Origin of the sequence: Sphaerimonospora cavernae (assembly GCF_042435035.1) — a bacterium.
In the GTDB taxonomy this organism is placed as follows: Bacteria; Actinomycetota; Actinomycetes; order Streptosporangiales; family Streptosporangiaceae; genus Sphaerimonospora; species Sphaerimonospora cavernae.
The window spans coordinates 138139-152818 of the sequence record NZ_JBHMQT010000037.1 but is presented as its reverse complement, the minus strand read 5'-3'; the positions used below and the strand labels follow the sequence as shown (position 1 = coordinate 152818).

At 69.1% G+C, this 14680-nt stretch carries 14 protein-coding genes; 11 read left to right on the top strand and 3 right to left on the bottom strand.

Annotated elements, in window-relative coordinates:
* Positions 1-41 precede the first annotated feature (41 nt).
* From ACFHYQ_RS17875 to ACFHYQ_RS17840, 8 genes are read left to right on the top strand one after another with little or no spacing between them, the layout of a single operon-like run.
* Complete coding sequence (locus ACFHYQ_RS17875) at positions 42-1259, top strand: class I SAM-dependent methyltransferase (RefSeq protein ID WP_394302286.1); 1218 nt, start codon at positions 42-44, stop codon at positions 1257-1259.
* The gene (locus ACFHYQ_RS17870) at positions 1256-2035 is read left to right on the top strand and encodes a glycosyltransferase family protein (protein ID WP_394302285.1); all 780 of its coding nucleotides are present in this window, start codon (positions 1256-1258) and stop codon (positions 2033-2035) included. The genes ACFHYQ_RS17875 and ACFHYQ_RS17870 overlap by 4 nt, the downstream gene beginning before the upstream one ends.
* Complete coding sequence (locus tag ACFHYQ_RS17865) at positions 2032-2700, top strand: PIG-L deacetylase family protein (RefSeq protein ID WP_394302284.1); 669 nt, start codon at positions 2032-2034, stop codon at positions 2698-2700. The genes ACFHYQ_RS17870 and ACFHYQ_RS17865 overlap by 4 nt, the downstream gene beginning before the upstream one ends.
* 12 nt (positions 2701-2712) lie before the next feature.
* Positions 2713-3732: an NAD-dependent epimerase/dehydratase family protein gene (locus ACFHYQ_RS17860; protein WP_394302283.1), complete on the top strand. Its 1020-nt coding sequence runs from the start codon at positions 2713-2715 to the stop codon at positions 3730-3732.
* Positions 3729-5000 (top strand): DUF4910 domain-containing protein, encoded by a 1272-nt coding sequence (locus tag ACFHYQ_RS17855; RefSeq protein ID WP_394302282.1) that lies wholly within the window; start codon positions 3729-3731, stop codon positions 4998-5000. The genes ACFHYQ_RS17860 and ACFHYQ_RS17855 overlap by 4 nt, the downstream gene beginning before the upstream one ends.
* A complete protein-coding gene (locus ACFHYQ_RS17850; protein ID WP_394302281.1) occupies positions 5001-6023 on the top strand; it encodes a hypothetical protein in 1023 nt (340 codons plus the stop codon). It begins immediately after the preceding gene.
* Positions 6020-7516: a lipopolysaccharide biosynthesis protein gene (locus ACFHYQ_RS17845; RefSeq protein ID WP_394302280.1), complete on the top strand. Its 1497-nt coding sequence runs from the start codon at positions 6020-6022 to the stop codon at positions 7514-7516. Before ACFHYQ_RS17850 ends, ACFHYQ_RS17845 begins: the two co-directional genes overlap by 4 nt.
* Before the next feature lie 11 nt (positions 7517-7527).
* Positions 7528-8433, top strand: a complete 906-nt coding sequence (locus tag ACFHYQ_RS17840) for a glycosyltransferase family 2 protein (RefSeq protein WP_394302279.1) — start codon at positions 7528-7530, stop codon at positions 8431-8433.
* Here the strand turns inward: ACFHYQ_RS17840 and ACFHYQ_RS17835 are convergent.
* Complete coding sequence (locus tag ACFHYQ_RS17835; protein WP_394302324.1) at positions 8405-9601, bottom strand: acyltransferase family protein; 1197 nt, start codon at positions 9599-9601, stop codon at positions 8405-8407. The two genes, ACFHYQ_RS17840 and ACFHYQ_RS17835, sit on opposite strands and share 29 nt — an antisense overlap.
* A 150-nt stretch (positions 9602-9751) precedes the next feature.
* On the opposite strand from ACFHYQ_RS17835, the gene ACFHYQ_RS17830 reads away from it, so the two are divergent.
* The gene (locus ACFHYQ_RS17830; protein WP_394302278.1) at positions 9752-10516 is read left to right on the top strand and encodes a hypothetical protein; all 765 of its coding nucleotides are present in this window, start codon (positions 9752-9754) and stop codon (positions 10514-10516) included.
* 14 nt (positions 10517-10530) lie between these two features.
* On the opposite strand, the gene ACFHYQ_RS17825 is transcribed toward ACFHYQ_RS17830, so the two are convergent.
* A complete protein-coding gene (locus ACFHYQ_RS17825) occupies positions 10531-11409 on the bottom strand; it encodes a DUF6492 family protein (protein WP_394302277.1) in 879 nt (292 codons plus the stop codon).
* A 141-nt stretch (positions 11410-11550) separates the two neighbouring features.
* Here ACFHYQ_RS17825 and ACFHYQ_RS17820 point away from each other — a divergent pair, with 141 nt between their 5' ends.
* Complete coding sequence (locus tag ACFHYQ_RS17820; protein WP_394302276.1) at positions 11551-12243, top strand: hypothetical protein; 693 nt, start codon at positions 11551-11553, stop codon at positions 12241-12243.
* Positions 12240-13622, top strand: a complete 1383-nt coding sequence (locus tag ACFHYQ_RS17815; RefSeq protein WP_394302275.1) for an O-antigen ligase family protein — start codon at positions 12240-12242, stop codon at positions 13620-13622. The genes ACFHYQ_RS17820 and ACFHYQ_RS17815 overlap by 4 nt, the downstream gene beginning before the upstream one ends.
* A gap of 91 nt (positions 13623-13713) precedes the next feature.
* On the opposite strand, the gene ACFHYQ_RS17810 is transcribed toward ACFHYQ_RS17815, so the two are convergent.
* Entirely contained in the window at positions 13714-14673 is a 960-nt protein-coding gene (locus ACFHYQ_RS17810) for a right-handed parallel beta-helix repeat-containing protein (RefSeq protein WP_394302274.1), read from the bottom strand.
* Between the last annotated feature and the right edge of the window lie 7 nt (positions 14674-14680).

Below are 14680 nucleotides of genomic sequence, written 5' to 3'. Positions count from 1 at the left end.
GCGTCTTCCGACGGCGAGAACGCGGGCGAGGGAGAACATCGATGACAATCTGCCGACTGTGCGGCTCGGCTAATCTGACGGGGGTCGTCGACCTCGGCGCCACCCCCCCGTGCGAACGCTTCCTGACGGCGGATCAGCTCGACGAGCCGGAGCCCACCTACCCGCTGCACCTACGGGTCTGCACCGTCTGCCGGCTGGCGCAGCTCCCGCCGCTGATCACTCCCGAGGACACCTTCACCGAGTACGCGTACTTCTCCTCCTACTCGACGTCCTGGGTGGAGCACGCGCGGAGGTTCGTCGCGGACCGGTTCGCAGGCCCCGGCTCGCTCGGCCCCGATTCGTTCGTGGTGGAGGTGGCCAGCAACGACGGCTACCTGCTGCGGCACGTCGTCGAACGCGGGGTGCGCTGCCTGGGCATCGAGCCGTCGGCGAACGTCGGGCAGGCGGCCAGGGACCGGGGCGTTCCCACGCTCACCGAGTTCCTCACCCCGGAGGTCGGCGCGGCCGTGCGGGCCGAGCACGGGCCTGCCGACCTCGTCGTGGCCAACAACGTCTACGCCCACATCCCCGACGTGGTCGGGTTCACCGAGGGGCTGCGGGCGCTGGTCGCGGACGACGGCCTGGTCTCCATCGAGGTGCAGCATCTGCTTTCGCTGATGGAGCTGAACCAGTACGACACGATCTACCACGAGCACTTCCAGTACTACACGGTCGCCTCCGCGCAGCGGGCGCTGGCGAGTGGCGGCCTGACGCTGGTGGACGTGGAGCCGCTGCCCACCCACGGCGGTTCGATCCGGCTGTGGGCACGCCCCGGCGGAGAACCGGGCGAGCGCGTCCTGGAGGTGCTGGCCCGGGAGAAGTCGGCCGGCCTGCACGAGCTGTCCGGTTACGCCGACTTCGCCGCCCGCGTCGCCCGCGTCCGGCGGGACCTGCTGAGGTTTCTCATCGAGGCCGCCGACGAGGGCCGGACCATCGCCGGGTACGGCGCGCCGGGCAAGGGGAACACGCTGCTCAACCACTGCGGCATCCGGCCCGACCTGCTCCCGTACACGGTGGACCGCAACCCCTACAAACACGGCAGGTTCACCCCGGGGACGCGGATCCCGATCCTGCCGCCGGAGCGTCTCGCCGCCGACCGGCCCGACTACGTCCTGGTTCTCCCGTGGAACCTCCGCCAGGAACTGACCGAGCAGCTCTCCTATGTCCGCGATTGGGGTGGCCGGCTGGTCTTCCCCATCCCCCACCTGGAGGTCGTGTGAAGGTCGTGCTGTTCTGCGGCGGGCGCGGCACGCGGATGCGGAGCGAGCTGCCCGGCGGCGACTTACCGAAGCCGATGCAGCTCGTCGGCCCCCGGCCGCTGCTCTGGCACGTCATGCGCTACTACGCGCACTTCGGGCACAAGGACTTCCTGCTGTGCCTGGGTTACGGCGCCCACTACATCAAGGAGTTCTTCCTCAACTACCGGGAGACAGACTCGAACGACTTCATACTGGACGGCGGCCGGGTCGAGCTGCTGTCGGGCGACATCTCCGACTGGTCGATCACCTTTGTGGACACCGGGCTCGACACCCCCATCGGGGAACGGCTGCGCCGGGTGCGGCCGCACCTCGGCGGTGCGGAGATGTTCCTGGCCCACTATGCCGACGTGCTGTGCGACGTGCCGCTGTCTGACGTCATCGACCGGTTCGCGACAGCCGACGCCGGTGCCTCGATGTTGGTGGTCCCACCGGGTAACACCTTCCACTGCGTGGATCTGAGCGAGGGCGGGCTGGTCGGCGGGATCACCCCGGTCAGCCAGGTGCCGCTGTGGGTCAACGGCGGCTTCTTCGTGCTCCGCCAGGAGATCTTCGAGCACATCCCCGAGGGCGGCGACCTGGTCGCGGACGGCTGCGCCGAGCTGGCCAAGCGCGGCAGGCTGCTGGCCTATCCCTACCGCGGCTACTGGCGGCCGACCGACACCGTCAACCAGCGGCTGGAGCTGGATCACGCGTGGGCCCGCGGCGATCGGCCCTGGGCGCTGTGGGAGGCGACATGATGCCGCGGCTGGTGCCCGATCGCTGCGAGGAGATCGTGCTCCTCGCAGCGCACTGCGACGATCTGCCGATCGGGGCGGGCGGGACGCTGCTTGAGCTGTGCCGGGCCCGTCCCGGGTTGCGGGTCACCGCGCTCGTGCTGTCGGGCGGCGGCACCGGCAGGGAGGCGGAGGAGCGGGGGGCGCTGCCCGCTTTCTGCCCCAAGGCGGAGGTCGACCTGACCGTGCTGGACCTGCCGGACGGCCGGCTCCCCGCCCACTGGGAGCGGGCCAAGGAGGCGCTGGAGGACCTGCGGCGGCGGTGCGACCCCGACGTGGTGTTCGCCCCCGCGACGCACGACGCGCACCAGGACCACCGGGGCCTGGCCCGGCTGGTGCCCACGGTGTTCCGCGATCACCTGACGCTGGGCTACGAGATCCTCAAGTGGGAGTCCGACCTGGCCCAGCCCGCCGTCTTCGTGCCGCTGCCCGAGGGGACGGTGCGGGAGAAGATCGACCTGCTGCACGCGCACTACCCCTCCCAGCACGCGCGGAGCTGGTTCGACGAGGAGACGTTCCGCGGGCTCGCCCGGGTCCGCGGAGTGCAGTGTCAGAGCCGCTACGCGGAGGCGTTCCACGCGGCCAAGATCGCCGTCGGTTTCGAGGCCGGTTTCCGCGGCCGTTTCTAGGGAGAGATTTCGTTGCGCGTTCTACTGACCGGACACCAGGGCTACCTGGGCACGGTGATGGCCCCGGCGCTGGCGCAGGCCGGCCACGACGTCGTCGGGCTCGATTCCGGGCTCTTCGCCGACTGCGTGCTCGGTCCCGCTCCGGCCGACCCCAAGGCGTACGCGGTGGACCTGCGGGACGTACGCCCCGAGCAGCTGGCCGGCTTCGACGCGGTGATCCACCTCGCCGCGCTGTCCAACGATCCGCTGGGCTCGCTGGCCCCCGAGTTGACGTACGACATCAACCACCATGCCTCGGTACGGCTCGCGAAGCTCGCGCGGGACGCCGGGGTGCGGAGGTTCCTGTACGCGTCCACCTGCTCGGTCTATGGCGCCTCGGGCGGCGGCGAACTGGTGAACGAGGACGCCCCGCTGCGGCCGGTGACCCCGTACGCGGTCTCGAAGGTCAGGGTCGAGGCGGACCTGGCCGAGCTGGCCGACGAGGACTTCAGCCCGGTGTTCCTGCGAAACGCGACCGCGTTCGGGTTCTCGCCCCGGCTGCGCGCCGACATCGCGCTGAACAACCTGGTCGGCCACGCGGTGCTCAGCGGGGTCGTGAAGGTGCTGTCCGACGGCACGCCCTGGCGGCCTCTCGTGCATGCCGAGGACATCGCGGCCGTGTTCCGGCTGGCGCTGGTCGCCCCGCGCGAGGCCGTACACCTCCGGGCGTTCAACGTGGGGACCGAGCGCAACAACGTGACCGTCGCGGAGATCGCCGCCGAGGTGGTGCGGGCGGTCCCGGAGGCCGAGTTGCTGATCACCGGGGAGACCGGGGCGGATCCGAGGTCCTATCGGGTGGACTTCTCCCGGCTTCGCGGGGCGCTGCCCGGTTTCGACTGTGCCTGGACCGTGGCGGACGGCGCGGCCGAACTGGTGGCCGCCTACCGTCGGCACGGGCTCACGCGGGAGAACTTCGACACCCGCTTCACCCGGCTGGCCCGGCTGTCGGACCGGCGCGCGGCGGGGACCCTCGACGAGAGCCTGCGCCCGTGACAGGCCGCGAGATGCACGACCTGGTGAAGCGGCTCTATCCGCTGTGCCGCAGCATCACCGGGGACGGCGTGCGACGCACGCTGGAGATCATCGGGGAGTCGATCCCACTGGACGTGCACGAGGTGCCGACCGGGACCCAGGTGCTCGACTGGACGGTGCCGAAGGAGTGGAACATCCGCGACGCCTTCGTCCGGGATCCCGCGGGTGCCAAAGTGATCGATTTCGCCGAGTCGAACCTGCACGTGGTCGGCTACAGCGTGCCGGTGTCGGCCACGATGACCCTCGACGAGCTGCGACCGCACCTGCACACGCTGCCCGGGCAGCCGGACCTGATCCCGTACCGGACCAGCTACTACGCGGAGACCTGGGGGTTCTGCCTCAGGCACGAGACGCTGTCAGCGCTGGGCCCGGGGCCGTACGAGGTGCACATCGACTCGACGCTCGCGGACGGTCACCTGACGTACGGCGAGTACGTGGTGCCGGGGGAGTCCGCCGACGAGGTGCTGGTCTCGTGCCACGTATGCCATCCGTCGCTCGCCAACGACAACCTGGCCGGTGTCGCGGTGGCGGTCGAGCTCGCCCGAAGGATCGCCCGGGCGAACCCCCGGCATACCTACCGGTTCCTGTTCGCGCCCGGCACCATCGGGGCGATCACCTGGCTCGCGCGCAATCGGGAGCGGGCCGGCCGCATCAGGGCCGGGCTCGTGCTGGCCTGTGCCGGGGACGGCGGTCCGCTGACCTACAAGCGCAGCAGGCGGGCGAACGCCGAGATCGACCGTGCGGTGGAGCAGGTGCTCCGCTCCTCCGGACGGCCCCACACGATCATCGGCTTCTCGCCGTACGGCTACGACGAGCGGCAGTTCTGCTCGCCCGGGTTCGACCTCGGAGTCGGCTCGCTCACCCGGACGCCGTACGGCGCCTACCCCGAATATCACACCTCGGCCGACGATCCCGGGTTCGTCTCGGCGGAGGCGATGGCCGACACGCTGGAGACCTGCTGGGAGGTGCTGGGCGTGCTGGAACGCGACCGCCGCTACCTCAATCTCAGCCCCTACGGAGAACCCCAACTCGGCAGACGCGGACTGTACGGCTCGCTGGGGGGTCGCAGCGACACCAGAGACGACCAGATGGCGATGCTCTGGGTGCTGAACCTCTCCGACGGTGACCACGGCCTACTGGACATAGCGGAACGATCCGGGCTCCCGTTCGACCTCGTGGCCGATGCGGCGCATGCGCTCGCGGGTGCCGGACTGCTCAAGGAGCGATAGATGACGCAATTCGCCACCCCCACGTCGCTGGGCCTCAACCTCAGAGTCGGCGAACTGGTGGAGGTCCGCAGCGAGGCGGAGATTCTCGCCACCCTGGACGACAGGGGTGAGTTGGACAGCCTGCCCTTCATGCCGGAGATGCTGAAGTACTGCGGGCAGCGGATGACCGTGCACAAGGTGGCGCACAAGCTGTGCGACACGATCAGCCGCAGCGGCATGCGGCGCATGGACGGCGCCGTCCATCTGGCCGGGGCACGGTGTGACGGATCGGCTCATGGCGGATGCCAGACCGCATGCTCGCTGTACTGGAAGGAGGCCTGGCTCAAACGAGTGGAAGCCGGGACCCCAGAAACTGGGGATGCCGTCACCCCCCGGCCGTCCCGGCCGCTCCTGCCCCTGCTGGAGGTCAACAGCAGGAAGGAGCCCGGCCCGGACGGAGAGGAGCGTTTCTCCTGCCAGGCGACCGAACTCCTGCGCGCCGCCCCCGTCTGCCTGCCGCTGAAGAACCTGGGACAGTACGTCACGGACGTGCGCAGCGGCAACGCCGGAGCCTTCGCGGTGCTGCGTACCTTTCTGGTCCAAGTTTTCAACCGCTACCAGAGCATCAGCAGGCGGGTGCTCCCGCGGCGGTTGCGGATCCGGGGCGGGCTGCGCTGGGGTTGGCTCAAGGGTGGCGCCGGCGCCAGCACCCCGGTCGCGCATCTCGGGCTGCGACCGGGCGAGCTCGTCCGGGTCAAGTCCAAGGAGGAGATCCTCAAGACCCTCAACGACGACCTGCTCAACCGCGGAATGGGATTCGAGGAGGAGATGAGCCGCCACTGCGGCCGGACGGCGCGGGTGCGCGCCAGGGTCGACCAGTGCATCGACGAGAGGACCGGGCGGATGCTGCGGATGAAGACGCCCTGCGTCATCCTCGACGACATCGTCTGCGGGGGCGTCTACAACGCCAACTGCCCCCGTGAGTTCGTGCCGTTCTGGCGGGAGATCTGGCTCGAGCGCGTCGAGGAGACGCGGCCGGCATGAGCCGCTCCCCAGAACAGGAACAGGAACGGGAACGGGATGCGGGGCTGAGCTCCATCGGCCGCAAGGCCGGCCGGGGTCTGGGGTGGAGCCTGCTGGGCACCCTGGTGACCAAGATTGGCTCTCTCGCCATGGGCCTGGTGCTCGCCCGGCTGCTCGCGCCCGCCGACTTCGGCCTCTACGCCATCGCGCTGGCCGCCTCCCAGTTCGTCATGCACATCAACGACGCGGGCATCATCGCGGCGACCGTGCAGTGGCGGGGGAAGCTGGAGGACATGGCGCCGACCGCGGCGGTGCTGGCCGTGTCGTTCAGCACCGCCGTCTACGGGATCTTCTGGGTGATCGCACCGGCCTTCGCCCGCCTGGCCGGAAACGAGGCGGCGACCCCGGTCGTGCGCCTGCTGACTGTGATCATCCTGGTGGACGGGCTGACGGCGGTCCGCAGCGGGGCACTACTGCGCAGATTCGAGCAGGACAAGCTGACGAAGGCCAACATGGTGGGTTTCGTGGCGAACGCCGCCTTGGCCATACCGCTGGCCGCCGGAGGCGCCGGAGCGTACAGCTTCGCCGCAGGGCAGGTCGCGGCGTCGGTGGTCACCGGGGTGCTGGTGTTCCTGGCGGCCAGGTTGCCGGTCCGGATCGCCGTGGACCGTGAGATCGCCGCCAGGCTCCTGCGGTTCGGCCTGCCCCTGGCGGGGAGCCTCGGCATCGAGTCGCTGCTGGTGAACACCGACTACGTCATCGTCGGGGACGTACTCGGTCCGGCCGCCCTCGGCTACTACCTGCTCGCGTTCAACGTGTCGAGCTGGGTGCCGGGTCTCGTCGGCACCGCCGTACGCTACGTCTCCGTCGCGGGCTTCTCCCGACTGGCCGAAAACGATCCGGAGGCGCTGGAGCTGGGCGTACGACGGACCGTGCCCCTACTGGTCGCGGGCGTGCTGCCGGCGGCCGTGCTCATGTGCACGCTCGCGCATGAGATCGTGGTCTTCCTGTACGGCGCGAAATGGGCTCCGGCCGCCGACGCCCTGCGCTTCCTCGCGGTGCTGATGGTGGTCCGGATGCTGGTCTCCTTCGCTTTCGACATCCTCACCTCGATCGGCGCCACCAAGTGGACGGTCTGGGTGAACCTGGGCTGGGTCGTGGCGTTGGTGGGCGCCCTGCTCGCGGGAACTCACCTGGCGGGCATCCGCGGCACCGCGATCGGACACGCCGTGGTCGCCGTGCTCGTCGCACTTCCGCTCACGGCATGGGCCCTGAGCCGGGCCGGCGTCCGGTTGTGGCCGGTGCTGCCCGGACTGGTGCGGCCACTGTGCGGCGCCGCACTCGCCGCCCTGGTCATCACCGTGATCGCCGCCGTGTCGGCGCCGCTGACCGGTGATCTCCCAGTGGTCGAGCTGTCGGTGGCCGGTGGTGCCGGCCTGCTTGTCTACGTACTCGTCGTCGTACCGATGAGCCGCATCAGGCAGTTGACCACGCGCGTGGTCCGGCTCATCTGAAAGGAAAGAACATGCCGGGCAATGACGTCCTGGTGTCCGTCGGGCTCCCGGTACGCAACGCCGCCGATCGGCTGGAGCATGTGATCGGATCGGTGCTCACCCAGGACCACGAGCACATCCAACTCGTCATCTCCGACAACGCCTCCACCGACGACACCGAGGAGCTGTGCCGGGAACTGGCGAGGTCGGACGGCCGGATCGTCTACCACAGACATGCGGAGAACGTCGGGATCCTCAACAACTTCATCACGGCCATGCGGCTCGCCGAGGGGGACTTCTTCCGCTGGGTCGGAGACGACGACTGGCTGGCCCCCCACTGCGTCTCCCGGATGGTCGAGGTGTTCGCCCGGGATGAGCGGCTCCTGCTGGTGACCTCCCAGATCGCCTACACCGGCCCGGACGGGGTGACCGAGAGCGCCGAATACGTCGGCACCGGCCTGACGTCGGAGGACCCGGTGGACCGGTTCGCCGAGATGCTGCGGATGCTCAACGAGAGTCACCTTCTCATCGATCCCCTGTACGGAATGGTCCGGCGCGACCGGGTGGTCGCCATCGCACGGCGGAACATGCTTCGGGAGGACGAGGTGTTCGCGGCGAAGCTGGCGCTGGCCGGCCCGTGGGCACACGTGCCCGAGGTGCTCGGCCGGCGGCACTGGAAACACGAGAGGTTGCCGGAGATCGCCCGGCGCCTCGGCGTGCCGCCGTGGCAGGCGCATCTCGCCACGGCGCTCCAGGGTGCCGAGATGCTCCGCTGGCTGTCAGCGGTGCGACTCACCGCCGAGCAGCGTCGTCGGGCCCGGCGGGTTGTGTACCGGTGGTACGCCCGTCGTCAGTGGCGGACCACCGCACACCGCGGCCGCAAGATCGCCAGGATGGCGGTCGGAGCGCTCACTCCCCGGTCGGCGGTTGAACGCTGACCGGTGGCCGGGCGCGTCCCGGTGCGTTCCCGCCCGGCCTGCAGGTCCGCCGGGACAACCGATCCTTCGCCGCGGTGCGGAGGGCGGCCCAGCTCCGGTGACGCAGGAACGGAAACTCGAAAACTGTGGCGAACAGCCACGCGACGAGCAGGCTCGCGGGTACGGCTACGGCCACCGTCACAAGGAACGCAGGTATGCCGGGGGTGACCCGCGGGGAGATCACCATCGTGCTCAGCACCACCACGATCGGAGCGTGGGTGAGATAGAGACTGTAGGAAATCCGGCCCAGGGCGCGGATCGGTGTCGCGTCGAGCAGCCGGACGAGGCTGGTGGGACGGCCCGTCGCGACCGATGCCAGGGCCAGGCCGGCGGCGGGCCCGATCGCCAGATCGACCCAGAAGAAGTGCGCCACCGTCCACGCCGGTCCGTTGACACAGATCAGCACGACCACCGGAACGGCGGTCAGCACCGCGAGAGCCGCGAAAGGCCACGACCGGGAGGTCCGCTCGGGCAGGGCGAGGATCACCGCGGCGACGATGCCGATGGCGAACAGCACCGCGAACTGCGGCGTCAGCCGTATCAACATGGCCACGGCGGGCACCGCGGGGGCCAGCAGCCCGACCAGCGCGACCAGCGCCGTCACGACGCCGAGCAGCACCGCCGCCCCGGCCCGCCGCAGTACGAAGACCATGACGGGGAAGACCAGGTAGAGCTGGGCCTCAACCGCGATGGACCAGAAGGCGCCGTTCGGGCTGGGAGATCCGGCGATGTCCTGCAGCAGCAGGCCGTACAGCACCACCGATCTGATGGTGGGCACGCCCTCGCCGGGCTGCGGCACCAGCGTCCACGCGACGACCAGGCTGAATGCCAGCGCGCCCCAGTACGGCGGGAGGATGCGCCACGCCCGGCGGGTGGCGAACCGGCGCAGGCCGCCGAGCCGCCAGCCGGAGCGGGCGGGGGAGACAGCGAGCGAGAAGCCCGAGAGCACGATGAAGAGGACGACCGCGAAGTGCCCGTAGAGCAGCCAGCTCAGCCACCCCGGCCCGGTGTCGGCGGGAAATCCGGGAAACGACATCAGCCGGCAGTGATGCAGCACGACGAACAGGGCCGCGAGCCCCCGGATTCCGTCCAATCCCGCCAGGCGACCTCGTTCGGCGGAGGACTTCATTCGATCCACGCCAGATTATCGTCGGACGGCCGCGAGATGTCACAGGTAACGGTTGTTGGATCGTTTCAAACCGGGGGCGCGGACTCCCGATTGGTAAAGTACATTCTCCGGTGTTCGTCGTACACGGGAACGCTCGGAGGGTGAGGAAGCATGGACTTCTGGAAGAGCATCCTCGAGCTCGCACGACGTAAATTCGTCGGGCCGCCGTTGATCGCCCTGGGGATTCTGGCCGCCCTAATCACCTATTTTGTTGTGCCCACTCACTATGTGTCCAGTTGCTCCATGGTGCTGACCACTCCCGCGACCGGCGGCACCCTTTCTTCCGATCCCCAGGAGCCGCCTGGCCTGACCAACCCGTTGCTCCAGTTCAACGAAGGCCTGCGAACGACGGCGGGGATTCTGGTCCTCTCGATGAACACGCCACAGATGCTGGAGCGGATCGGCATCGCCGACGGCGACCCGACGAGAGTAACGATCAACGACGGACGCACCAGCCCGGAACTGCTCGGCATCAACCTGAACGGCCCGTTCCTCTATGTGGAGGTGGACAGCGACTCGCCTGCCACCGCCAGTGCGGTGACCGAGCGGGCGGTACGGCTCATCCGTGCGGAACTGGATGCGCGGCAGCAGGCGCTCAAGGCCCCGCCCTCCACCTACATCGCGATGACGGAGGTGGTGCCGCCGACGGTTCCGGAGGCGCGGCGTACGGGCAAGTGGGGTGCCGCGGCCGGGGTGCTGCTGGCCATGGTCGCCGCCGGTCTCGGCCTCGCCTATTTCCTGGACAGGCTCAGGGGCGATCGGCGCGAGAAGCGCTCCGAGCGCGATTCATGGGCCGTCGAGCCCCAACTGTGGGACAAGGGGGCGGCCGCAGAGCATGCGGACGAGGTTCAGTCGACGACGCCGAGTGCCCGGTGAGCGGCCGGCCGAGGTCACTCGCCGACCAGCTCGGCGCATCTGCGTGCGGCGGCGAGCCGTACGCCTTGAGGGGTGTTCGACTTCGCGGAGATCATCATGGCGATCGCATCGGATGGCAGTCGGTCGGCGAACGCCATGGCCTCGTCGTGATCCAGCGGTGTCCGATCCCACCTGTTGTAGCAGATCGTGATGTCGGAGAGCGGGGGCGCAGTAGACGCGCCGAGGATCTCGTCGACGAACACGCCGTACAGGATGAACTCGGATATATGCAGCTGAGAGTTGAAAGCGTCCATCCAGTCCCGGCCGGTCGTCTCCCGGATGCGCTGCTGCATCGCCCGGACGATCTGGGGGTCCCAGAAGTTCAGCGGGCTCACGTAGTCGGGCAGCGGCGGCTCCGGGGCGGGAGGCAGCCCGAGCAGCCTCCTGGCGACATGGTGCCATCGCACGTGCCGATCCATCCCGGAGGTGACCGCTTTCTCCTCTCGATACAGCCGCAACCGTCCATCGGTGGTGAATCTCTCCGAGGCCGTCGGCCGGACCAGCACCACGTCGGAGTCGGCCAGCAGGACGACGTCCGCGTCGACCGCCCCTGCCGCCGCGATCTTCAAGGTCTGCTGCATCACCCAGCCGCGGACGGGCGGCCAGGGGCGGCGGAGATTCATCCACAGCCCTGTCCTTGGCAGATGCGTGTAGCGTCGCGGCAGGAGTTCCGGATACGTCCACACGCGGCAGCGCGGACCGCCGTACTGGGAGAAGAGGGCTCTGTCCGCCGGAGGGACGATGACGTGGTGCACCGTGTCGTCCGAGGTGTGGGCGAGGACGGACCTGTGCAGTTCGGCGAAGAGGTCCGCGTCCGGTGCGTAACTAGGCGTGATGACGGCAAGCTCGCTCATGGATGGTCGGCTCCCAGTCGTTGTGCCTTGATCGATGATGGTGAGCGCCATGGTAACGAGATCGCCCGTTCCGGTGGCCTTCCTTCGTGGTTACGGCGCTGCCCGACACGAACCAGGCACGTGAACGCGGAGGGGTAGCCCATGGATTTCTGGGGGACGGTCGTCGTCGTGTTCCGGCGCTGGTACGTCACGCTGCCCGCGTTCCTGCTGGCCATGGGCGCGGCCTCGGCCGTCTACACGTCGATCCCGACGACCTACGTTTCGAGCGCCGTTCTCATGCTGACCGTCCCGACGAGTGGCGGGACCCAACCGCACGACCTGAAGCGCCCTGGCGACCTCACCAACCCGCTGCTCAACTTCGACAAGGGGCTGAGCATGGCCGCGTCGATCGTCATCACGACGCTCGGCACGCCCGAGGTGTCGGCCAAGCTCGGGGTGGCACCCGGGGGCGACCCCGCCTTCCAGGTCACCAACGGGAGCAGCAATCTCGAGTCGCTCACCCAGTCGCCGTTCGTGTTCATCACGGGCGAGAGCACATCCCCGGAGGTCTCCCGCGACATCGTCAAGCGGGTCATGATCGAGGCCAGGCAGGTGCTGGACGACCGGCAAAGGAGCCTCGATACGCCGCCCGCCACGTATATCTTGATGAGCGAAGCCGTGCCACCGACGCCCCCGATGCCGCAGCGTGGTCGACGTCTGCGTGCGGCGGCTGTCGCGGTGGCGCTGGGGTGCGTGGCCAGCCTTACGGCCGCCTTCGCCGCCGAGAGCATCGCCCAGGCGCGGCGCGGCAGGAGGACCGCCCGCACGAGCGCCGAAGGCGGTGCGCCGGCATGATGACGACCCTCGCCGCCGGCCTCGCCACGAGTTCCGTGACGCGCGGCCGCATGCGGGCCGATGGTGCGTCCCTCGCCGTCCTGTTCGCCCTGTCGCTGCTTCTCGTCCCGGCGCGACTGGTCCTCAGGGGCCTGCCGCTGTCGCTGACTCCCGCGGACATCCTCAGCCTGCTGGCGGGCATGAGCTGGGTGTGCGCGACCTTCACGACCACGTTGGGTGCGGCGAAGGGCCGTACCCCGGTGCGGACCGCACTGTTCGTCTACATGACCGCGATGCTCGCCACGTACGGCGTCGCCTCCTACGGTTTCCTCCCAGCGGATGAGCTGAAGCTCGCCGACCACGCACTGGTCCTGGTCATGGCCGGCGTGGGGCTGGCACTCGCGGTGTGCGACGGCGTCCGCGGAGCCGACCGCCTGGACCTCGTGCTCAAGACGGTCGTGGTCGGCGGCGCCCTGATCTCCATCATCGCGGCCTTTCAGTTCGTGATCGATCTGGATCTGACCCGTTATCTCGTGCTACCCGGGCTCCGCTACGCCAGCGAGGGCGGAATCGTCGAGGCCCGTGACTCGCTGCGCCGGGTGGCCGCGACGACGGGCCATCCCATCGAGTTCGGCGTGCTGTGCTCGATGCTGCTGCCGCTCGCCGCTCACTACGGGTTCCAGGCGCGGGAGCGTGGCGAGCCCGCGCTGCGCTGGTGGCTGTGTACCGCGCTGATCGGTATGGGCCTCATGTTCTCCGTCTCCCGATCGGCGGTTCTCGGAGTCGTGGTCGTGTCGGTCATCCTGTTCTCCGGCTGGCCCGGCCGCCGCAGGGTCCGGGCGCTGATCGTCGCCGCCGTGTTCCTCGCGTTGATGAAGGTTCTCGTTCCGGGACTGCTCGGCACGATCTACGGCCTGTTCGCCAATTTCGGCACCGACAACAGCGTGCTCTACCGCACACATGACTACGCGGTCGCCGCCAGTGAGATCGCCAAGCACCCCTGGCTCGGCCGCGGCGTCGGCACCTGGTACGCACCGAAGTATCAGGTGTTCGACAACCAGTACATTCTGACGACTGTGGAGACCGGGCTGATCGGTGTCACGGCCTTCGCCGGGGTCCTCCTGACCGGCGCCTACTCGGGGCTCCGGGCCCGTTACCTGAGTAGGGACCCGGGTCGGCGCGATCTCGGTCTCACCCTGGCCGCCTGCCTGATCGTGCCCCTGGTGGGCTCGGCCACCTTCGACCTGCTGTCGTTCGCCACGGTGACCGGTGTGTCGTTCCTCCTCATCGGGGCGGCCGGGTCCCTGCTGAGGATGGCCGTAGAGGAACGGCACGGCCCGGAGCCGCCAGCTCGACCCGGCGAAGCACCATCAGGATCGTCAGCAGACCATGACGCCTGAGGTCGCCGCCGATCGTGTCGCTGGGCCGATGCCGGCTCACACTGACGGTCATCATCACAACGCCGGTCGCCCAGAGTGAGGCGACGACGCCTCATCCATCGCAGCGAAGAGGACCCACCGTCGAGGTGATGCGATAGTCCGCGTCGATGGTGACCAGCGTGTTGTCGGACCATTCGACGGCGGCGCACTCGGAGTCGACCGGTCCGTAGACCCAGGAGTGGTCGACGAGCCTGTTGCCACGGACGACCACCCTGCCCTTGGCGTTTCTGACCTGGATGCTGTAAGTGCCGCCCATGACCAGGTTGTCGGTGACGCTCACATCGGCGGCGTGCGGGTCGGTGATGAAGATCGGGGCGGTGATGTCCCTGGCGTAGCGCTGGTCGACGGTGTTGTGATGGAAGGTCAGATGCCTGCCGCCGCCGTAGGTCTGGATGCCGTCGGAGTGGTCGCCGGGCCGCGAGCAGAGGCGGACGTAGGAGTCCCGGATCGTGACGTGGTCTCCGGAGACGCGGAAGCCGTCGCCGTGGCCCCGTACGTGCACGCGGATCGCCGTGTAGTCGGTGTCACCGATGGCGGGAAGGGTCTGGCAGGTGTCGGCCCTTCCCACGGTCGAGTCGATGATGGTGAAGGAGTATCTCTGGTCCGCGTAGCTGTCCAGCACGCTGCCGTCGATCTGGCTGTTCCGTATCGTCACGTTGGGCGCGGTGATGAGCAGGTCGCTGGCGATGTACACGCGGTCGAGCACGGTGCCCGGGACGGTGACCCGGTAGATGCCGTCGCTGTTGAGCGGCAGCGTCGTGAGCCGGGTGCCGGGAGACACGCCGGTGCATGCGGGGGCGGGATATCCCGGGCAGCCGACGGCAGGGGCCGAGGGGGCGCCGGGGTGCGGACGCACCCCTTCGTTGCTCCTGGCAGCTCCGTCAGTTCCCTCAGCGCTGTCGGCGGCGGAACTCGCGCATCCGATGAGTGCCGTGGAGGCCAGCAACAGGGCCCCGGCCAGCAAGGTGGTTACGCCTCGTGGCACGGCCGGCCTGAAGATGATCCCCCGCATGGCGTCA